At 58.4% G+C, this 21382-nt stretch carries 17 protein-coding genes and 1 tRNA gene; 12 read left to right on the forward strand and 6 right to left on the reverse strand.

The features are described from left to right. Positions 1–62: 62 nt before the first annotated feature. Both dtd and pip read right to left on the reverse strand, forming a co-directional pair. On the reverse strand, positions 63–500 hold the full coding sequence (gene dtd, locus L0Y14_RS11770) for a D-aminoacyl-tRNA deacylase (RefSeq protein WP_005964565.1): 438 nt from the start codon (positions 498–500) through the stop codon (positions 63–65). Next, positions 497–1447 (reverse strand): prolyl aminopeptidase, encoded by a 951-nt coding sequence (gene pip, locus L0Y14_RS11775; protein WP_005964562.1) that lies wholly within the window; start codon positions 1445–1447, stop codon positions 497–499. Before pip ends, dtd begins: the two co-directional genes overlap by 4 nt. Before the next feature lie 363 nt (positions 1448–1810). Between pip and L0Y14_RS11780 the strand changes: the two genes are divergently transcribed. After that, positions 1811–3028: a methyl-accepting chemotaxis protein gene (locus L0Y14_RS11780; protein WP_006475595.1), complete on the forward strand. Its 1218-nt coding sequence runs from the start codon at positions 1811–1813 to the stop codon at positions 3026–3028. A 16-nt stretch (positions 3029–3044) separates the two neighbouring features. On the opposite strand, the gene typA is transcribed toward L0Y14_RS11780, so the two are convergent. Continuing rightward, the gene (gene typA / locus L0Y14_RS11785) at positions 3045–4859 is read right to left on the reverse strand and encodes a translational GTPase TypA (RefSeq protein WP_006475594.1); all 1815 of its coding nucleotides are present in this window, start codon (positions 4857–4859) and stop codon (positions 3045–3047) included. Between the two features lie 680 nt (positions 4860–5539). Here typA and L0Y14_RS11790 point away from each other — a divergent pair. From L0Y14_RS11790 to L0Y14_RS11825, 8 genes are all read left to right on the forward strand, one after another. After that, positions 5540–6496 carry an AAA family ATPase gene (locus L0Y14_RS11790; RefSeq protein ID WP_006475593.1) on the forward strand — a complete coding sequence of 319 codons (957 nt, stop codon included), beginning with the start codon at positions 5540–5542 and terminating at the stop codon, positions 6494–6496. 13 nt (positions 6497–6509) lie between these two features. Then, positions 6510–7418 (forward strand): DUF58 domain-containing protein, encoded by a 909-nt coding sequence (locus L0Y14_RS11795; RefSeq protein WP_006475592.1) that lies wholly within the window; start codon positions 6510–6512, stop codon positions 7416–7418. Positions 7419–7430: 12 nt separating this feature from the next. After that, complete coding sequence (locus L0Y14_RS11800) at positions 7431–7913, forward strand: DUF4381 domain-containing protein (protein WP_006475591.1); 483 nt, start codon at positions 7431–7433, stop codon at positions 7911–7913. Then, on the forward strand, positions 7906–8952 hold the full coding sequence (locus L0Y14_RS11805) for a VWA domain-containing protein (protein WP_006475590.1): 1047 nt from the start codon (positions 7906–7908) through the stop codon (positions 8950–8952). Before L0Y14_RS11800 ends, L0Y14_RS11805 begins: the two co-directional genes overlap by 8 nt. Then, positions 8945–9973: a vWA domain-containing protein gene (locus tag L0Y14_RS11810; protein WP_006475589.1), complete on the forward strand. Its 1029-nt coding sequence runs from the start codon at positions 8945–8947 to the stop codon at positions 9971–9973. The genes L0Y14_RS11805 and L0Y14_RS11810 overlap by 8 nt, the downstream gene beginning before the upstream one ends. Next, positions 9970–11355 (forward strand): tetratricopeptide repeat protein, encoded by a 1386-nt coding sequence (locus tag L0Y14_RS11815; protein ID WP_006475588.1) that lies wholly within the window; start codon positions 9970–9972, stop codon positions 11353–11355. The genes L0Y14_RS11810 and L0Y14_RS11815 overlap by 4 nt, the downstream gene beginning before the upstream one ends. A gap of 77 nt (positions 11356–11432) precedes the next feature. Beyond that, a complete protein-coding gene (locus L0Y14_RS11820) occupies positions 11433–13139 on the forward strand; it encodes a BatD family protein (RefSeq protein WP_040820011.1) in 1707 nt (568 codons plus the stop codon). Between the two features lie 169 nt (positions 13140–13308). Then, positions 13309–14370 (forward strand): polysaccharide deacetylase family protein, encoded by a 1062-nt coding sequence (locus L0Y14_RS11825; RefSeq protein WP_006475586.1) that lies wholly within the window; start codon positions 13309–13311, stop codon positions 14368–14370. An 80-nt stretch (positions 14371–14450) separates the two neighbouring features. Here L0Y14_RS11825 and L0Y14_RS11830 read toward each other — a convergent pair whose 3' ends face one another. After that, entirely contained in the window at positions 14451–15197 is a 747-nt protein-coding gene (locus L0Y14_RS11830; protein ID WP_050799409.1) for a class I SAM-dependent methyltransferase, read from the reverse strand. A gap of 584 nt (positions 15198–15781) precedes the next feature. Here L0Y14_RS11830 and L0Y14_RS11835 point away from each other — a divergent pair. Beyond that, positions 15782–16060, forward strand: a complete 279-nt coding sequence (locus L0Y14_RS11835; RefSeq protein WP_240991726.1) for an efflux RND transporter permease subunit — start codon at positions 15782–15784, stop codon at positions 16058–16060. Positions 16061–16071: 11 nt separating this feature from the next. Continuing rightward, positions 16072–16818, forward strand: a complete 747-nt coding sequence (locus tag L0Y14_RS11840; protein WP_240991730.1) for a hypothetical protein — start codon at positions 16072–16074, stop codon at positions 16816–16818. Positions 16819–16878: 60 nt separating this feature from the next. Here L0Y14_RS11840 and guaD read toward each other — a convergent pair whose 3' ends face one another. Beyond that, the gene (gene guaD / locus L0Y14_RS11845) at positions 16879–18201 is read right to left on the reverse strand and encodes a guanine deaminase (protein ID WP_138921913.1); all 1323 of its coding nucleotides are present in this window, start codon (positions 18199–18201) and stop codon (positions 16879–16881) included. Between the two features lie 279 nt (positions 18202–18480). Between guaD and L0Y14_RS11850 the strand changes: the two genes are divergently transcribed. After that, positions 18481–20703 carry a c-type cytochrome gene (locus tag L0Y14_RS11850; RefSeq protein ID WP_251859196.1) on the forward strand — a complete coding sequence of 741 codons (2223 nt, stop codon included), beginning with the start codon at positions 18481–18483 and terminating at the stop codon, positions 20701–20703. Positions 20704–21176: 473 nt separating this feature from the next. Here L0Y14_RS11850 and L0Y14_RS11855 read toward each other — a convergent pair. Further along, positions 21177–21252: transfer RNA gene (locus L0Y14_RS11855), tRNA-Glu, on the reverse strand. Between the last annotated feature and the right edge of the window lie 130 nt (positions 21253–21382).

Raw genomic sequence — 21382 nt, forward strand, 5'->3', positions numbered from 1 at the left:
GTATCAATGAGGCCCAACAGCACCTCGGAACAGGATATATCAGATCCCGGGCTGGTACGTCATCAGCTCTCAAGCCAGAAAGTCACCGGCCCATCATTCAGCAGTTCCAGCTGCATGTCAGCACCAAACCGGCCGCAGGCAACCTGGGCGTATTCTGCATCCGCCCGTTCAACCAGATAGTCAAACAGCCGCCGCCCCTCTTCCGGAGATGCCGCGCTGGAGAAACCGGCACGCATCCCCTTGCGGGTATCCGCAGCCAGGGTGAACTGGGGCACCAGCAACAGGCCGCCTTCAACATCGCGCAGGCTGAGGTTCATCCGCCCAGACGCGTCGGGAAAGACCCGGTAACCCAACAGCCGTTCCAGCAGGCGCTCAGCCAGAGCCAAGTCGTCACCCTGCTGCACACCGACCAGCACCACCAGCCCCCGACCAATCTCACCGATCAACTGCTGCGCCACGCTGACCCGTCCATAACTCACCCGCTGTAACAGCCCGATCATGCCAGCTCCCCGACAAACCGTTCGGTGGCCTCCACCAGCGCCTGGCGAGTACCTGGCTCGGTGGCGGAGTGTCCGGCATCTGCAACCACCTGCAGCTCACTACCCGGCCAGGCCCGATGCAGTTCCCAGGCAGAGCTGAGCGGACAGATCAGATCATAGCGGCCATGCACGATGACGCCGGGAATATCCTTCAGCCTGTCCACCTCTTCCAACAGTTGGTTGGGGCGCAGAAACGCCTGGTGGACAAAGTAGTGGCACTCAATGCGGGCAATGCTCAGAGCATTACGCGGACTAGAGAAGAAATCGACCACCGCGTCGTTGGGCAGCAGGCTGGCAGTACGGCCCTCCCAAACCGACCAGGCTTTGGCAGCGGCCATCCTGGCGATATCGTCACTGCCGGTGAGACGCCGATGGTAGGCATTGAGCAGATCGCCACGCTCCTCCTGCGGAATTGGCGCCAGATAGTCTTGCCAATAGTCCGGAAAAATCCGGCTCGCCCCCTGCTGATAGAACCACTGGATCTCCTCCTCACGACAGAGGAATATGCCACGCAATATCATCGCACTGACCCGCTGCGGATGCCGTTCAGCGTAGGCCAGCGCCAGGGTCGAACCCCAGGAGCCGCCAAACAGCAGCCACCGTTCAATTCCGAGATGGTTGCGAATCTGCTCGATGTCTTCGATCAGATCGTCGATGGTATTGGCCTGTAACTCCGCATGCGGCGTGGAACGACCGCATCCGCGCTGATCGAACAGGATGACCCGATAGCGGTTCGGATCGAAAAAGCGCCGATGGTAAGACTCGCAGCCAGCGCCTGGCCCCCCATGCAGAAACAGAGCTGGAATCCCCTGTGGGTTACCCACCTCTTCTATGTAAAGGGTATGCAGATCATCAACCGGCAGCTGATGGCTGATATAGGGGGCGATTTCAGGAAACAGGTCCGTCATGCATCTCTTCCAGATCAGATAGCAAAGGAGGGGATTCTATCGGAATTTTCCTACAAGCAAAGAAGATCCCACCCACATCCGAACAGATAGCCCTGACTTAACCTAAAGGTGTCGCCATCACGGACCCCAAGGAAGGACAAAACAGCACCGGATGCTGTAACGGATTAGAGACCTTTGCCAACCAAAGCAGGCGACCATACCCCGATAGCATGGATTGCTGTCGGGGTTTTTTATTTCTCGCCCCATCCTCCATGATTCATTCCGAGGCTCCCTAAAGAAATCCCTCACCGATCCGATAGATAGGACTAAATCAGAAAATCGTACTCAACAAGGTGTCATGGCATCCTGCAAAAGGTGACGACTGTGGAACAACAATCAGAGCCTTCCCAGAAGAAGATCAAAAGCCTGCTCTGCTGGGCTGCTTCAGCTCTATTAACAGTCGCCATCATCGTTCCTTTCATCATCGAGAGCACATGGATTCACATCACACTGGAGGTGACGGCACTGATCAGTGTGCTGGTCAGTGCAATTCTCCACCACAGAGAGAGCCAAGAGGCAGCTCAGCAGCTAACCTGCCATACGCGCCAGACCGATGACTACCAGTCACTATTTGATCAGGCGATGCAGGAGCTTAACGGGCAGTTTCACCAAGTCCATCACGATCTCGACCATGTAATCAATCTGGTCAGCGATGCTATCACCCGCCTCTCCAATAACTTCACCACCATCCATGATGAAAGCAGCCGCAGCGAGCAGACCCTGGCTGGCTTGATTGACGTTCTGACCAAAGAGGTAGAGGAGAGCGGCAAGCAGGATCAGTTTGCCAGTGTGGAACGGTTTGCACATGAAACTGAGCACATCGTTGGCAACTTTGCCACCACCATCAGAAACATCACAGAAGCCAATCTGACCATTGTCGATCGCTTCAGCAACATCAACCAGGACGCCGATAATGCGGTCAGCCTACTGAAGGAGGTGGACGACATCAGCGCCCAAACCAATCTGCTGGCCCTCAACGCAGCGATTGAGGCCGCACGCGCCGGAGACGCCGGACGTGGCTTTGCTGTGGTCGCCGATGAGGTCCGCCTGCTGTCACAGCGCACCACCGACTTCAACACCCAGATCCGGGAACTGCTCACGGAGATGCAAAATGCCATTCACAGTATCCGATCCATCGTCGAGCAGTCGGCGGCAACCGACATCAGCGTGATCGAGCAGTCCCGGGAGAAGCTGAGCCAGATGTGGTCCGAGATGGAGCAAATCAACAGCAGTGTGCAGGCCCATCAGGATCAACTGACGAAGATCACCCAACAGACCCGACAGCAGGTGGCGGATGGCATCACCTCACTGCAGGTAGATGATATGAGCCGTCAGATCCTAGAACATGCCCATCAACGGCTGGGGCAGATCAATGATGTCTCCCAACAGATCAGCACCATCCTGCTCAATCATCAGCAGGGGGACCCTCCCTTGGAGGAGCTCTCCAACTTGCTGAATCTCATCCGCAATGGATTTCAATCGCTGGGGCGCAAATCCGTGCAGGCCGACAACATGGGCAGTGGCAACGTCGATCTGTTCTGACTGGAAGTGCGCCCTGTCACCCCTCCCGTGAGGCGCGTTTGCGCTCATGCTCCTTGAGGTGCTTCTTGCGGATGCGGACCGCGCTGGGTGTGAGCTCCACCAACTCATCATCCTCGATGAATTCCAGCGCCTGCTCCAGGCTGAATTTCAGCGGCGGTGTCAGCATGATGGCATCGTCCTTGCCAGAGGCACGAACATTGGTCAGCTGCTTGCCCTTCAGCGGGTTGACCACCAGATCGTTGTCCCGGGAGTGGATGCCAACGATCTGTCCCTCATAGACCTGATCCCCCGGTGAGGCAAACATCTTGCCCCGCTCCTGAAGATTGAACAGCGCAAACCCCAGCACCTTGCCCTGACCGTTGGAGATCAGCACGCCGTTTTTGCGCGGGGCGATGCCACCGTGCTGAGCCTCACCGTAGTGATCGAAGACGTGGTACATCAGGCCGGTGCCGGAGGTGCTAGTCATGAATTCTGTCTGGAAACCAATCAGCCCACGGGAGGGAATGACATAGTCGAGTCGCACCCGACCCTTGCCGTCCGGCACCATATCCTTCAGTTCGCCTTTGCGGGCACCCAGGGCCTCCATGATCGCACCCTGGTGCTGCTCCTCCACATCAACTGTCAGCTGCTCGTAAGGCTCACAAACCTCACCATCGATCTCACGAAAGATGACTTCGGGGCGGGAAACCGCCAGCTCGAAGCCCTCCCGACGCATGTTCTCCAACAGCACCGACAGATGCAGTTCACCTCGCCCGGAGACCTTGAACTTCTCCGGATCAGTGCCCTCTTCCACGCGCAGCGCAACGTTGTGGATCAGCTCCCGCTCCAGGCGCTCCTTGAGCTGACGGGAGGTAAGGTACTTACCCTCCTTGCCGGCAAAGGGGGAGGCGTTGACCTGGAAGGTCATGGAGACGGTGGGCTCGTCCACGCTCAGGGCAGGCAGCGCCTCCACATTCTCGGGATCACACAGGGTATCCGAAACATTGGGCGCCTCCATGCCGGTAATGGCGATGATGTCGCCGGCACTGGCCTCCTTCACCTCGTGGCGCTCCAGCCCCAGGTAGCCGTAAACGATTCCGACCTTGGCCTTGTGCACTTCGCCGTCATATTTGACTACCACCACCTGCTGGTTAGGCCGGATGGTACCCCGGGTGATACGGCCTACGGCGATGGCGCCAACGTAGCTGTTGTAGTCGAGGTTGGAGATCTGCATCTGAAGAGGGCCGTTCGGATCCACATCGGGCACCGGGCAGTGTTCGATAATCGCCTCGAATAACGAGCTCATATCCCCCTCCCGCACCGTATCCTCCAGACCGGCGTAACCGTTGATGGCGGAAGCATAGACGATGGGGAAATCGAGCTGCTCATCGCTAGCGCCGAGGCGGTCAAAGAGCTCGAACACCTGGTCGATGACCCACTCGGGCCGGGCGCCGGGCTTGTCGATCTTGTTCACCACCAGGATCGGCCGCAGACCGTGATCGAAGGCCTTCTGGGTGACGAAGCGGGTCTGCGGCATGGGGCCCTCCTGGGCGTCCACCAGCAGCAGCACCGAATCGACCATCGACAACACCCGTTCCACCTCGCCGCCGAAGTCGGCGTGGCCGGGGGTGTCGACGATGTTGATGCGGTAGCCGTTCCAGTTGATCGCGGTGTTCTTGGAGAGGATGGTGATGCCCCGCTCCTTCTCCTGGTCATTCGAGTCCATCACCCGCTCCACCGCACCGAAGCGCTCCCCCAGGGTCCCGGACTGCTTCAGCAGTTCGTCCACCAAGGTGGTCTTACCATGGTCTACATGGGCGATGATGGCGATATTTCTAAGCTTATTGATCACTAGAGCGGTCCGCTTGCAAAAACCGTCAATTATACCTGCCTTTCCCACAATGCCGATCTTTTTTTGTTTTTCTTTGGAGCTCAATCGCTTGCAACATCCTGATAACAAAAAGATTGCAAAAAATGCGTGAACCCTACGCAATGGAAAGAGTTCCTATTTATTCACAACTTCTGTGGATAACTCTGTTGAAAATCTCATGACAAAGCGCTGCAGGCTGTATAAACACTGACTTTCCGTCAGATTGACAAAAATCTATACTATTTTTAAAACTTCATCCTTTTCAATGGTTTATGATCTCTCATTATTTCCTCTAGATGAATCGTGCCAGTTTTTCACTATCACCAGCCAGAAGTAGGCGCAATGTGAATAAGGCAGCAGAGAAAAGACTTTAACTTCCCAATCAGCATGCTAATGGGCCGGCCTCCTCGATAATTTGGGATTCTATGCCCAACTATTCGATAAACGCGCCCCGGACCAAATCGAGACCCCGCATCCAGACACATCCTTGCCCAGGAAGCCACACAGCACATTAAATTATTCTAATAATCAAATAGTTTGCTACACTTCTGCTCCTTGCACTCCGGCCCCAAAGTCCCCAGGATAGGCCCCGGACCGAATCACGACCAACGATAACGACCCATTCGCCACAAGCAGCGGATGGGCAAGTGGCAAGCAGTAGTATGAACCCTTCAGATCTCGATCCCCTACGCGAACACCTCTCCTCCCGAGTCATCGGCCAGCACGACTTCATCGATAGCATGCTGATCTGCCTGCTGAGCGATGGCCATCTATTAGTGGAGGGCATGCCTGGCCTGGCCAAGACCACTGCGGTGAAGGCCCTGGCGGAGGCGATCGAAGGCGACTTCCACCGCATCCAGTTCACCCCGGACCTGCTCCCGTCAGATCTGATCGGCACCGACATCTACCGCCATGAAAAGGGCGAGTTTGAGTTCCGCCGCGGCCCGATCTTCCACAACATCCTGCTCGGCGATGAGATCAACCGCGCCCCGGCCAAGGTGCAGTCAGCACTGCTGGAGGCAATGGCAGAGCACCAGATCACAGTCGGCCAGAAGACCTATCAGCTGCCCCAGTTGTTCATGGTGTTGGCGACCCAGAACCCGGTGGAGCAGGAGGGCACCTACCACCTGCCCGAGGCTCAGCTCGACCGTTTCCTGATGCAGGCCACCGTCAGCTATCCGAGCCGCGAGGAGGAACTGCAGATCCTCACCCTTGACAGCGACCAGCAGAAGAGCGAGCCCAAACCGCCAGCCAAACAGCTTTCGCAGCACGACCTTTTCCAGATCCGCCACGAGGTAGCAGAGCTTTATCTCGACCCCAAGCTCAACCACTACATCGTCGATCTGGTGCAGGCGAGCCGCAAACCCGAGGCCTATGACAAGGATCTAGCACGCTGGTGCCGTTTTGGCGCCTCACCCCGCGCCAGTATCGCGCTGGCCCGCTGCGCCCGCGCACGCGCCTGGCTCGACGGCGAAGAGTTTGTCGCGCCGCACCACATCCAGGCGGTCGCCCCGGCGATTCTGCGCCACCGCATCCTGCTCACCTTCGAGGCGGAGGCGGAGGGCATCACCACCGACGACTTCCTGGCGCGCCTGCTGGACATGGTCGCCATTCCCTGATCGGGGCTGCGCCGTGAGTCTCTACCCACAACTCAACGACCTGCTGGAGCTACGCCACCAGGCCCATACCCTGGGACTGGCCTCGCACCATCGGGTCAACTCCAGCTTCAGCGGGCTCTACGCCTCGGTGTTTCGCGGCACCGGTCTCGACTTCGAAGAGGTGCGCGAATACCGCGAGGGTGACGACATCCGCAATATGGAGTGGAACGTCACCGCACGCACCAACACACCCCATCTGAAGGTATTCCGCGAAGAGCGCGAACGCAGCGTGGTGCTCTGCATCGACAAGGGCCCGCATATGAGCTTCGGCACCCGCGGCACCTTCAAATCAGTGCAGGCGGCGCGCGCCGCCGCCCTGCTCGGCTGGGCCGCGGCACGACTCAACGACCGGGTCGGCGGCATGCTGTTCGGCGACGCCAACAGCGGCATGCAGTACTTCCGCCCCACCAAAGATCGCCGCGCCCTGTGGCGCCTGCTACATTCCCTGACCACCGAAGGGAGCCAGCAGCAGCGTCCCATCGACTGCCTGGCGCGGGCCCTGCAGCGAGCCGACAAGGGCACCGCCACCGGCTCGCTGATCTTCGTCATCGCCGACATGAACCGCGAGATCAGCGCCCTAGAACAGACCCTTGGGCGGCTCTGCCAGCACCACACCCTGGTGCTGATCCCGGTGGATGACCCCGCCGACCGCGAGATCCCAAAGATGGGCCGGGTCACCTTCACCAGCGCCGATGGTGAGACCCTCGAGGTCGACACTGCCAACCCGACCGCCCGCGAGAACTATCGCCGAATCTGGCAGCAGCGCCGCGACAGCCTCACCGGCCTGACCCAACGCCTCGGCATCCCGCTGATGCCGATTGCCACCAACGAAGAGATCCACCAGACCCTGAGCCGGGATCTCGCGCGCCACTTCGGCCGCTAGCAGGTTAATTCTATGGAGGGCCTGCGCGACATCCACAGCATCGATCCAGCTCCCTGGTGGCCACCCGGGCCCGGCTGGTGGCTGCTGCTGCTCGGCCTGCTGCTGGCCGGGCTGCTGAGCTGGTGGTGGTGGCGCCAACGCCGCCTCTACCCGCTCGGGCGTTGGCAGAGGGATGCCCGCCGCCAGCTGCTACAGCTGCGTCGCAAGCTGCACAGCCACACCAGCAAAGAGGTGGCGGCAGAACTCTCAGAGCTACTGCGACGCATCGCCATCGCCCGCTGCGGCCGCAAAAATACCGCCGCCCTCAGCGGCCAGCGCTGGCTATTGTGGCTCCAGCAGAATGACCCCTCCGGCTTCGACTGGCCCGGCCAGGGCGCACTGTTGCTGCACCTACCCTACGCCCCACCGGGCAAAAGCGTCGATCAGGCCACCATCCGTCGCCTAATCGACGCCGCGCTGCGCTGGCTCAGCAGCGAGGAGGCGTGCCATGTTTGAATTCGCCTGGCCCTGGATGGCGCTGCTGCTATTGCTGCCGCTGGCAGTGCGGCGCTTCTGGTTGAAGCCCGCCAACGAAGAGAATGCCTTGACCGAAGGCCAGCAGACCACCCTGCTGCACCCCTCTCTCGCACATCTGCAGGAGGCCTTCCAGACCCGCTCGCCACGCCTTCCGCTCGCCACCCGACTGCATCAGATCCTGCTGTGGCTGTTATGGCTGACGCTGGTACTGGCGCTGATGCGCCCGCAGTGGCTCGAACCCTATACCGAGAACCGTACCGCCGGTTACGACCTGATGCTGGCGGTCGATACCTCTCGTTCCATGACCGCAGAGGATTTTACCGTCCACGGCCGGGAAGTGAGCCGGTTGTCTGTGCTCAAGGGAATCATGGGAAAATTCGTCGATGGCCGCGTCGGTGACCGCATCGGGCTCATCATATTTGGCGACACCTCCTATGTTCTCTCCCCATTGACCTTCGACCGCAACGCGATTCATCAGCTGCTCGACGGCATCGTCCCCACCTTGGCGGGAGGCGGCACTGCAATTGGCGACGGGATCGGCCTAGGCATCAAAAAACTGCGGGAACGTCCGGAAGGTTCACGGGTGCTGATCCTCGTCACCGACGGCAAGAACGAGACTGGCACCATCCCGCCCCTCAAGGCGGCGCAGCTTGCCAAACAGGAGGGCATCCGCATCTACACCATTGGGGTCGGAAGCACCAAAAACCGCATCCGCCTGCTCAGCCCCGACCTGCGCACCTATGAGATCGCCACAGGACTGGCCATCGACGAAGAGACCCTGCAACAGATCGCCGAGACCACTGGCGGCGCCTACTTCCGCGCCACCGACACCGCCGCCCTGGAGAAGGTCTACCAGCGCATCGACGAGCTGGAGAAGAGCGAGGCGGAGTCGCGCACCATCTTCATCCCTCAACCGCTGTTCCACTGGCCTCTGGGGGCAGCCCTGCTGTTGCTACTGAGCCTCGGTCTGTTCCCCGAAGGACGGCGTCGCCAGTTGCGCGGAGGTGGCTATGCCTGAGCTCGGCTTCCATTTTTCCCGCCCCGAATGGCTGTGGGCCCTGCTCGGTCTGCTGCCGGTGCTTGGCTGGCTGATCTTCAGTGTTAGCCACCCAAACAAGGGAGCAATCCACCGCTACGCCGATGAACAGCTGCTGCCACACCTCACCGGGGTGCGTGAACTGGAGGTCAACGAACGTTGGGGACGCTACATCCGCTGGGCAATCCTCTGGGTGCTGGCAGTACTGGCAATGGCTGGCCCGCGCTGGGACTACACAGAGATCAAGGCCTTCAGCCCCGGCAGCGAACTGGTGGTGCTGATGGATATCTCCCGCTCTATGGAGGTGGCCGATGTACAGCCCTCACGACTGGGGCGGGCCCGCCAAGAGGTACAGGATCTGCTTGAACTCAACCGCGAGGTACGCATCGGCCTGATCGCGTTTGCCTCGGTGGCCCATGTAATCTCCCCTGTCACCGAGGATAGCAACAGCATCCTCAACGCCCTGCCGGCGATCTCTACCGGCCTGGCGCGGCTGCAGGGCAGCCGGCTGAAGGCCGCGTTGCAGCGTGCCGAACAGCTACTCAGCGGAGGAGAGGAGGAGAACGGCCGCTCGATCCTGCTGATCAGCGATGGCGACCTTGTTGAACCTGGCCTGCTGGAGGCCGTCGCCAAACTGGCACAGAAGGGCATCCGCCTGCACGTGCTCGGCATCGGCACCCAAGGCGGTGGACCGGTGCCCGCCCCCTCCAACAGGGGTGACCTGATGCGCGATCGCAACGGCAAGATCATCGACTCCCGTCTCAATGAGACGCTGCTGAAACAGCTGGCACAGCAGGGCAAGGGGATCTATCGCCAGGCCGATTTCCGCGATGCCGACAGCCGCGCAGTCCTCAAGGCTGCGGCTGCCGAGAGTGGCGAGGCAACCGCCACCAACGAGAAGGCACGCATCTGGAACGAACGTTTCTACTGGATGCTGCTGCCGCTGCTGCTGCTGTTACTGCCCGCTTTCCGCCGCAGCGCACCTCAGGGTGAATCCGCATGATGAAGCGGCTTCACCCCTCTTTGCTGCTGGTTTCACTGATCGCCCTACCCCTACAGGCCGGCTGGTTTCAGAATCAGGAGCAGGAGGCCGAAGCCGACTACCGCCAAGGCCACTATGAGAGCGCGGCTGAGAAGTTTCAGGACCCCTATCGGCGTGGCGTGGCCAAATACCGCAGCGGCGACTACGCCAGCGCCGAGAGTGAATTCGCTCAGGTCGAGCGCGAGTCAGTCAAGCTCGATGCCGAATACAACCTCGGCAACGCCCGCCTCCAGCAGGGCAACCTGGAGGGCGCCATCCAGGCCTATCAGGAGGTGCTGAGCCAGCAGCCCGATCACGAGGACGCCTCCTACAACCTCGCCCTGGCCCGTGCCCTGCAAAAGAAGCAGGAGAAGGAAAAAGAGGAGGAGAAACCGGAAGAGCAGGAGCAACAAAAACAAGAAGAGTCGCAACAACAGCAGTCTGAGCAGCAGGAGTCTCAACAGGGAGAGGAGGAGTCCGAGCAACAGGAGTCTGGCGAGCAGGAGTCCGAGCAGCAGCAATCCGGCGAGCAGGAGTCCGAGCAGCAACAGTCTGGTGAACAGGAGTCAGAGCAACAGCAATCTGGCAAGCAAGAGTCAGAACAGCAGCAACAGGGTGGCTCTGGCGAGCAGGAGCAGGAGTCCCAGTCTGGTGGAGAAGATCAGGAACAGGAGCAGCAAGGAGAAGGCACCCAGTCCAATAGCGAACAGCAGTCGGGCGACTCCGGCGAACAGGAGCAAGAATCAAAGGCCGGTGACCAGGAACAGAAGCAGCAACAGGAGGGCCAGGGCGGCGAGGAGCCACAACCACAGGACTCTTCTGATGGCGAGCAGCAGGAGGGTAGCGGGGGCGACCAAGAGCAGCAGGATAAGGGTGAAGGTGGCGAGGAGCCGGACCAGCAACAACCGGGCGAGTCGACGCAACCACCGGAAGATGCCGACAAAAAGGGGGCACAACCCGATGAGCAGCAACAGCGGGGAGAGGGTGAAGAGCCTCGGCAGGATTCGCAAAACCACACCAGCCAGGGCGAACCGCTACAGCAACAACCCCCAGAGGGCTCGAGCAGCAACGCCAGGCAACCGGAAGATAACAACCAACTGCCAGAGGATCTCAACACACCGGAGGCGGTGGATCAGGTGGACCAGATGGGTCAGCTCGCTGGCCCCGATCAGGACGCACAACAGAGCGGCGCTGGCGGTGCCGAGGGGCAGGCCCCGCTAAGCGGTGGCATGGCGTTGATGGAGCAGTGGCTGGAACAGGTCGAAGGCGACCCGGCGCTGCTCTTGAAAAAACAGTTTAAGATCGAAGAGTACGACTATCTGCGCAGCCGCGGCGGTCGGGATCTGGAAACCCGACCCTGGTAATCCTGCTGCCGCCGCCGGCATGGCTGCTGACATAGTGAGCCCCGCACTAGATGGGGGGCGAACACAAAGGTGAGAGGATGGTGAAACTAACACGACACCTAGGCGTTGTCGCGGCGCTGCTTGTACTCAACAGCAGCGGGGCTTCCACCGCCAACAGCGGTTATCCCGGCTATATGCCCTGGCAGGCCCCACCGGAACAGCGGAACTATGCGCCACCCAACCAGCGCAGCACAGGCACCCCCTCACAAAGCCCATCCCAGCGCGCCTATCCGCAGGGCTACGGCTATCCCCAGGCCTGGCCCGGCTATGCCCAGCCCTACAACCAGTCTCCCTACACTCAAACCCCGTATTACAGCCCCCCCCCCAAGCCCCCCAAGCTGAAGCTGCGTCTCTCCAACCAATCTCCCTTCGTCCAGGAGAACCTGCTGCTGCACCTGCAACTGATCAGCGACAACAACCTAAAAACCGCTGTCCCACAACTGCCCCAATCCGACAGCCTGCTGTTCCAGAAACTCGAGGGCCCCACCACCAGCGCCATCAAACAGGGCGGCAAGCAACGCATCGTCAACAAGTTCATCTACCAACTCACACCCTTGCGCGAGGGGATATTGGAGATCCCCCCGATCGGCGTCACCGGCACCTTCGATGGACGTTCTAGCAAGCAGGAGTTCAACGTCAAGAGTGCACAGCCCCTGACCCTCCAGGTCAAACCTTCGGACCCCTCCAGTACCCCCTGGCTGCCATTGGAGACACTCTCCCTCAAGGCAAAACTGCCGCCCAATCTACGCGCTGCCACCGGCCAGCCACTGCGCCTCACCATTGAGATGCGTGCCGTTGGCAGCTCCGGGAGTCAACTGCCGAGCCTGGAAAAGCAGCTGCAGAGCCCTGCATTTCGGATCTACCGAGAGCAAAACCGCAGCGAGACCAAGCTGCTGAAAAAAAGCGACAAGATCATCGGTTCCCGCACCGAATCCTTCACCCTGGTACCGCAGTATGGCGGGGAACTGACCCTGCCGCCGCTACGTGTCGCCTGGTGGAACATCAAGACTGGCAGCGCGCAATATGCCTCTGTGCCGTTAACACCGATCTCCGTCTCCGGCGGGCTTCGCGGTGAGGGGACTTTTGACTTCAACGAATCGAGCACTCTGTTCCCTGCCGGCTCCCCCGCCGCCTTCTGGATTCCATTGGGCATAGTCCTGGGTGTGATCTTTGGCTATTGGCTGGCGGTCTGGATCGCCAACCGTAAGCAAAAGGCGCAGCCTGCCCTGCCTGCCTCCCCTTTCTCCAGCGCGCTTAAACGTCCCTTCAAGGGGATGGTGCCGGCGTTTGCCCCGCTAGGTGAGCAGTTTCGCTCCACCACCGCCTGCCTCAACCCGATCCTGCGCTGGCAGCGGCTGCGCCGCCGTCTGATCGGGATACTGCCCCTGTCGCTGCGCTTCTGGTTCTGTGTGCGTTGCGTCGATCAGGAGAACAGTCCGGACGTATGGGGACACACGCTGCGCTTCCTCGCCAACAAACATATGCAACTGCCACCGCGCGCGCCCTTCGCCAATATCGCCGAGCGCATTATCGAGTTTCAGCCCCACTCGAACCCCGAGCAGGTGCGCCGCCTGATTCATCAGCTGGACCAGTCGATCTATGGCCACAGCGATCTTGACTTCCAGCAGTGGAAACGCGCCTTCAAACAGGAGATCCGTCCCCGGCTGTTTCGTTTCCGCCAGCGGCACACAGCTAGACAGCGCAAGGCAGCGCTGCCGGCTCTCAACCCTGAGTCTGCCGTCTGAGTTTTTGCGATCGCCTTGGCAATCCGGCTATCACAAAGGGCTTGCCAGCACTGCCTGGGGGCATCGGAATCTGGACTCGCCGCCCTACTGCTCTGATAATGCGGGACTTCGTCGGGTCTTCGCGATGGACTCAACCATCTATTTTTAAAGGATTAATCCACACACTTCCATGAAACAACGCCTGCTAAAACTGTTTCTACTGCTGGGTATCTTCCGTATCTGGGCGCTGCTGCGACGCAGCCAGATCACGATCCTGATGATCCACGGCACCCGCGACGCCGACCCGGCTGACGCTTGGCAACCACTGCGTCCGCAGGCATCGGTGCGCGATATGGACGCGGCACTTGCGCTGATGAAGCGCTACTTCAACTTCATTTCAATGGATGATGCGATCGCCATGCTGAAGGGGGAAAAACCCCTCAAGCCCAACAGCTGTGTCCTGACCTTCGATGACGGCTACCGCAACAACCTGACCGATGCTCTGCCGCTGCTGCGCAAGCATGGCATTCCCGGCCTCTTCTACCCAGCCACCGCCCACATCGATCAGCAGAAGGTCTACTGGATCGACCGGCTCGACTATATCCTGCAGAAGGCCGATGTAGAGGGGCGGGAGATCCAGATTGGCGGGCAGTCCGTCAAGATCGATGCCAGCAGCCGCGGGGCACTGCTCAACTCCTATCGCCGAATCATCATGGGTTTCAAGCAACACAGCGAGAGTGATGAGGCGATGCAGCATGAGCTCTATGCTCTTGCCAGCAAGCTGGAAGCCGAGGCGGACGATAGTATTGACCGGGTGATCGATAACGACCGCTGGGCGGCCTTGATGAGTTGGGAAGAGATTGCTCAGGCCAGCCAGGCTCCCGATCTGCTATTTGGCAGCCATACCGTCGATCATGTGCTAATCGGAAACGACCGCAAGGAGCGGGTCCGGGATCAGCTAGTGAACTCAAAAGCAGCCATCGAACAGCATACCGGCAAGCCCTGTGACCACTTCTGTTACCCGGCGGGGAGCTGGGATAAACAAGCGGTGGAGCTGCTGGCGGAGAGCGGTTACCGCAGCGCAGTCACCTCCGATTTTGGTACCAACCGGGTTGGCGACAATCCACTCATCCTGAAGCGCTACCCCTTTCCCAACAGCGGTTCGCCACTCAACACCCTGGCCCATACCAGCGGCCTGATCTACGCCCTGTCAGCCCTCAAGCAGCGCCTGCGTGGCAAGGCGGCGGATTAGATAGCCTCCCGGCGCGGGCAGCCCCCGTTATACGCGCCTGAACAGTCGCAGCGCAGAGAAACAACAAAGCCCGACGGCAACTATTTTTTATAGGCAATGATCGACTTGGTCATTCCCGCGACTTTTTCATCGAGAAGCCCTGTCGCGGTCGGGAAGTGAGCCTTGAAGCGCCGCTTGCTATACGCCATGAAATCAGCCGACCACTGCTTAACCCAGAAGCGCTTGGTCCATTTAGAGAGGCGATAACGGGTCACGTGAGAGAAATAGTGCACCAGCGGCAACCAGGAGTGCGCCTCCAGCACGAAATGCAGATAAGGGGTTTGCACAAAATATCTCTTCCCCACCCGCGCAATCTCTTTTGCAAATACCTTCTGATGTTTCTCAGCTCTACGTTTGAACTCTGCACTTGATATGGAACGCAGCTCACTCCTCGGCACAGTGACATGTTCGATTGCGGAATTGCACCAGACCGCATCGAAAGATTGATCTTCAAAGGGCAGCGGTCCATCAATAGGGATTAACTGATAACCCTTCAGACCATACTTCAGCACCCCTCTCTTCATCGGCTCCTCGAAGATATCTGCCAGCACAATGTTTTCTGGATAAGGGTAGTATTGCCCAAGGTAAGAACCATCTTCACTGCCGAGATCGAGAACGATATCGTCTGGTCCAAGCCCAAGGGTTTTGACAAACAGATCGACTCGCTCTTTCCTCAGTTTATCCGTCGCCTTCCCAAGCACCTTTTCGGTACTGTCATTCCAGGGTGTTTTTCCGAGAGTCGCTGAGCCACCAAGATCCATCGTTATCTTTTCGCTATGCTGTTTCACTGACACCTTCCCCTGTATAACCGGATAAGATTAAGGTCTATTTTCAACAGACCAAAAATTTTGGGTCAATGAAAAAAAACGGGAATTAAAAGGAGCGTGAGTCGATTCACATTTTGTTCCAGGTCAGCCATTGCGGGCTTTTGATAACCCAGTTGACTCAACTTTATGTAGAAAAACAAAGCCTTAAAATTGGCATATAAAATAAATGCACTATTGAAGTGTGACGCCTTTGACACACCATGTGAGCTGAGCAAGATTAATTCTAAGCATGCCTGGGCTATCCACCAATCCCGGCAGAGCTAAGATGGATCCCATCAGCTGGAGAGGAAATCCACCTCAAACCAGAGCCACCACAATTTCCAGGCAAGGTAAAATTGCATCATGAGCCCAGTGGAACTGGGCAATCCAGCCGGATAAGACATAGAGAAAACTGAGCATCTCCATGCCCCAAGCGGAGACCGACCGCGCTGAGCTGAGCTGAGCTGAGCTGGCAGGGTGGCGACTACCAACCGACCATCGACATCTCGATAAAGAAGCTGCCGGGCTTCGACAGCCTCAAGCTGATCGAGCAGCTGAAGCAGGTGATGGCCGAGCAGTGCAGCCACCCCACCTGGCCCCACGGGGTCGAATACACCATCACCTCAGACCAGTCCGACTCGATCCTCGCCACCACCATCACCACCGTGATCGGCCTAACCCCGCTGGCGCTCAGCGACCCCTTCTGGATGCCACTCTGCCTGGTAATCATCGCAGGGCTGTTGGTGGCAACGGTGATCGCACTGTTCATCATCCCCTGCCTCTACCTGTTGCTCAGCGGCGCCTCGTCCGTTAGCGTTCAGCAGGAAGTCTCAGCAGAGGGTTAATAGTCGTGGAGATGGTCGCCTCTTTTGCCGCTACCTCACTGATCGCCCTGATCCATATCCTGGTAGGTCACAGGGCCTTCAAGCCCCGTGAAGGGAGCGCCTGGCTCTCCGCCGCCGGTGGCGCTTCGGTAGCCTATGTCTTTATCTATGTGCTACCCAAGTTGGCCAGAAAACAGGAGCAGGTGGACGAGCACATCGGCTTCGGAGTGCTCAGCTATCTGGAACACCATGTCTACCTGGTGGCGATGATCGGCCTGATCTTCTACCACAGCATCCACCGCATCGCGGAGTTTGCCACGGTGCAACGCACCGGCAACAAGACAGATCACGCCAACCTGGCCGCCATCCTGCACATCGGGAGCTTTCTGCTCTACGGGTTTATCATCGGGCATCTGTTCGCCAGCTTTCTCCAAAAGACCTATATGCCGCTGACTTTGGCGTCGGTGACTTTCGCTCTCCATTTTATTGGCACCGATCTTGAACTGAAGCATAAGTACCAGGCATTTTATGCCGATAGGGTGCGATGGTTATTGGTTGCCAGCCTCTACGTTGGGTGGCTAGTTGGAGAGTTGACCGTGGTTCCGGTGAGCACGGAAATTCTTCTCTTCTCCTTTCTCGCCGGCGCCATCATCATCAACGTGATGCGCGAGGAGATCCCCCAGGAAACCCAGATCCAGACGCTGGCGTTTCTGGGTGGTGCGGTCGCCTACGCCATTCTGGTGCTATTTGCCTTCGAGTATGTCTTTGAACTGATCTGAAACGATCACGGCTGTTGGACAGCCAAAAACCCACTACCAGCCGAGTCGCCCTTTTCGGCTTCAATCACGCTCATAAACAAGCGATCCGGCCAGGTAGGTGGCCCGGGTTGCCCGTTCATCGGCCAGGGTCATCTGGATAAACAGGGCCTCCATCAGATCACCGGCATGGCGCATCCGGTATTCGATCAACGGCGTCGAGTGGAGGTCGAGCACCAGCAGATCGGCCTCCATGCCGGGGGCAATGCCGCCGATCCGCTCCTCCAGATAGAGCGCCTCGGCGCTGCCCCGCGTGGCCAGATAGAAGGCCTGCGCCGGATTGAGCGGGAAGCCGTTAAACTGTGCCGCCTTGTAGGCCTCGTTCAGGGTCTGCAGCATCGAGAGGCTGGTTCCCGCCCCCACATCACTAGCAAGACCGACCCGTACCGGCCGTGACGAACGCTTTGCATTGCCAAGATCGAAGCAGCCGCTACCGAGAAAAAAGTTCGAGGTCGGACAGTGGGCAATCCCCGTACCCGTCTCATAGCAGCGTTGCAGCTCCGACTCGGTGAGGTGGATGCCGTGGCCATAGATCGCTCGCGGCCCAAGCAACCCATAGTGCTCATAGACATCAAGGTAGTCAGCACGCTCTGGATAGAGCTGCTTTACCCACGTCATCTCATCCCGATTTTCAGCGATGTGGGATTGCAAATAGGTACCGGGGTGCTCAGACCACAGCGCACCGGCCATCTCCATCTGCTCTGCTGAACTGGTTGCAGCAAACCGGGGGGTGATGGCATAGAGTTGCCGGCCACGGCCGTGCCACTTGTTGATCAACGCTTTGGATTCGTCATAACCCCGCTGCGGGCTATCCAGCAGGGGCTCTGGGGCGTTGCGGTCCATCAGCAGCTTGCCCGCGATATTGCGCATGTTCAGGCGCTCTGACTCTTCGAAGAAGCTGTCGACCGATGCCGAGTGTACCGTACAGTAGACCGCCGCGGTGGTGGTGCCTGCACGCAGCGTCTCACGCAGAAAGATGCGGGCCGCTTCATGCGCACACTCAGGATCCCCAAACGCCTGCTCGGTGACATAGGCATATCGATTCAGCCAGTCGATCAGCTGCTCGCCGAAGGCGCCGATCACCTGCAACTGAGGATAGTGGGTGTGGCAGTCGATAAAGCCGGGCAGGATCAGGCAATCTCGGTAGTCGACAGGCTCCATACCGGCGGGCAGCTGGCGGAGGAGCTGAACCGCCGGACCGACCTGCTTGATCCGTCCATCCTCAAGCCAGACCAGGCCATCCGACTCATAGTGCATCACCGTATCCAGATCAGACTGGAATGGATCACCGCTGAAGCTGAGCACAGCCCCCCGCAGTGCCACACACGTAGACTTCGATGTCATCATCAACGCCAGCCCCCTCCTGAAGAGTTCTTGAGTTCAATTTTAGGCGCCGAGGACAGAACCGGCGATATACCTCTCGATTCTCTGCTCAACGGCTGATGACAGAGATCACACGCCGAAAAAAAATCCCACCTGGTTCACTGATGCGGGGTGAAACCCCTTCCAAATGCGCATGATCGCAACAAATCCCACCAGGGAAGTGTGACTCTATCGAAAGATGATCGGCCACCAGCCATCGATACTTCGCCCTCACAAACCAGAACCAATAATTGGATGGAAAACATGAAACTGCTACACAACATCTGTGCCATCACTTTGGGGGCTATGCTGCTCACCGCATGCGATGAGGGCAGCCTGGGTACGGCATCACAAGCGACCACTTCAAGTCCTATCACATTTGACGGCAGTGTCGGTGACGGCCCAGTGGTCGGCGCTACCGTCACCATTCGTGATCGCAATCTGGAGGTTATCGCAACCACCACCAGTGATCAGCAGGCAAGCTTCAATTTCACGGGCGAGATCGCTGACAGTGCCTTTCCTCTGATTGTCGAAGCCACTTATGGCATCGACCTAGTCACCAATGCAGAGCCTGATTTCATCCTGAGTGGCGTACTGATGGATGCAACAGCAACTCGGGTCAATCTCACCCCCCACACCACCATGATTGTTAAAAGTGCGATGGCGATGGAGGGAGGACTCACAGCAGAGAATCTGGCGATCGCCACAGAAGCCGTCACGAGCAAGCTCAACTTTGGTCTCGACACCAGCACTGTTGCCGACCCGATGACGTCAGCAGTGACCAACGACAATATCACCGAGGTGGTGCTGTCGAGTGAGGTCTTTGGTGAGATGGCGCGCAGGAGCGCCTACTGGATCGGTGGCAATGTCACTGAAGACGATATTTTTGCAGCCTTGGCTGCCGACCTGAGCGACTCGGCGCTGGATGGCAAAGGTGCACCCGGTACTGTACCGCGTTACACCGCCATTGCGCATATCGTCAGCGCGCAGGTTTTGATCGAGGCGATGGTCGATGGGCTACAAGTCCACAACCAACCAGCAAGTAACGCGCTGGACGACGCCATTGCACAGGTACTTGGCACCGCAGATCGCTCACTGCATCGCTCAGTCAGAGAAATCAGAGCCAACCGGCTGATGCTTGCTCAGGCACGAGCCGCACTGGCCGCAGCCCAAGCGATCGACCCCAGCATTCCATTGGGAGACCTGCTGACGGTACTGGCAGAGCTTCAAAACGCGGCCAATACCAGTAATCTATCCGAGACCATCTCAAACGCTGGCGGAAACTCATCACTCAGCAACGGCCTGGGACAGACCATCTCCATTGTGTCGAATGCCTCCTCCAGCAGTGTCTCTCATGTCAACCAAGTGGCCAGTGGGACAAACAACGCCAGCAACTCTGGTAACGGCCCACATGAAAGCAGCGTGGCACGGGGTTCAGAGCTCTATGCACAACAGTGTGCCGCTTGCCATGGCAGTGATCCAGCCAATGGCAGCCGCAACATCGCTCGCGGTACCTCTGCAAACAGCATTACCGGCACACACAACTATGTCGATAACGGTGATGCACAGGCCATTGCTGCCTACATCAGCAATGCAACCAAAGCGGGCAACAACACCAGCAGTGCCACTACCGACGCAGGCGGCAGCTCCGGCAGCTCCGGCAGCTCATCAGGTAGTACCCCAACCCCCACCGCTTCAGTACAAGGTGTAGATCGTTATGCTCAGCAGTGCGCCGCTTGCCATGGCAGCGACCCGGCAAATGGTCGCAACAACATCGCCTTGGGAACCACAGGGTCCAGAATCACCCGTGCTCACAGTTATGTAGCGACGAGCGATGCCCTGATCATTGCAGACTACATCAGTGCAGTACTTGAAGGGAGCAACAGCTCCTCGGCAGTAAGCAGTTCTTCTGGCAGCAACAGCAACAGCAACAGCAACAGCAGTAGCAGTAGCAGTAGCAGTAGCAGTAGCAGTAGCAGTAGCAGTAGCAGTAGCAGTAGCAGTAGCAGTAGCAGTAGCAGTAGCAGTAATTCTGCAACCACCACGAACAGCAGTTCAAGCGACGGTTCAGATCTCTACGCCCAGCAGTGTGCCTCCTGCCATGGCAGCGACCCGGCCAATGGACGTCGCAACATCTCTCGCGGCACCTCCGCCTCTGCGACTACCCGTGAACACAGCTTTGTCGATGAGATTGATGCTCAGGCTATCGCGACCTACATCAGCACAGTGCTTGAAGCCAACAACAGCGCCTCTGGTAGTAGCGAAACCACGGCAACAACCTCCAGCGGTGGCTCAAGTGGCAACAGTTCAGCGCAGGGTGAAGCACTTTATGCCGAGCAGTGTGCCTCCTGCCATGGTAGCGACCCGGCCAATGGACGTCGCAAAATCTCTCGCGGCACCTCTGCTTCTGTAACCACCCGCAAACACAGCTTTGTCGATAAGAGTGATGCTCAGGCCATTGCCATCTATCTTAACGAGGTGCTTTAGCAATAAGGTGTCGCGAAGTTGCGAAGCAAGCCTACACTAGCAGGGCAACAACAAAAATCTGTAGTTAAACGCTAGTAGTCCGACTTATACCCAAGCTACTCCTGTAATGGTGGTTTAAGATCTCCACCATTACAGGAGTTATCCAGGTTACGCCCAGAATAATCAGGGACAAATCAACGCTCCCACACTGTTTCTGGCAGCGCCAACCTACCACAAATGCAGATCTCCCCATGCCCATAAGCACAAGATATAAATCCGGCAATTAAATAAAGATAGGGCGGCCATGGGCCGCCACTTGCAACCCATTGAAATTATGGATGATGTCGGGCAAGGCCCGGCCTATACCTGTGTCATGTTCAATTGCCGGGTTAATAACGGACGACAAACTCAGACCCATCGCATAGATGGCCTATTTTTTCCAGGCACAAAAAAAGGCTCCATGGATATGAGAGCCCTTTTGAGTCGGTCTTAAATGGCGTCCCCAAGGGGAGTCGAACCCCTGTACCCAGCGTGAAAGGCTGGTGTCCTAGGCCTCTAGACGATGGGGACATTCCGCGTTCGCAACCCACCGAACTGGGCCACTGCCGCGAAAGAGCGCGTAATCTACTTTAGATTTACAGTACTGTCAACCAACATCATGCAGCGGCAGAATCCGCAACACACAGGCCCCCAAACCCCC

The sequence above is a fragment of the Candidatus Endoriftia persephonae genome (genome assembly GCF_023733635.1).
Lineage (GTDB): Bacteria > Pseudomonadota > Gammaproteobacteria > Chromatiales > Chromatiaceae > Endoriftia > Endoriftia persephonae.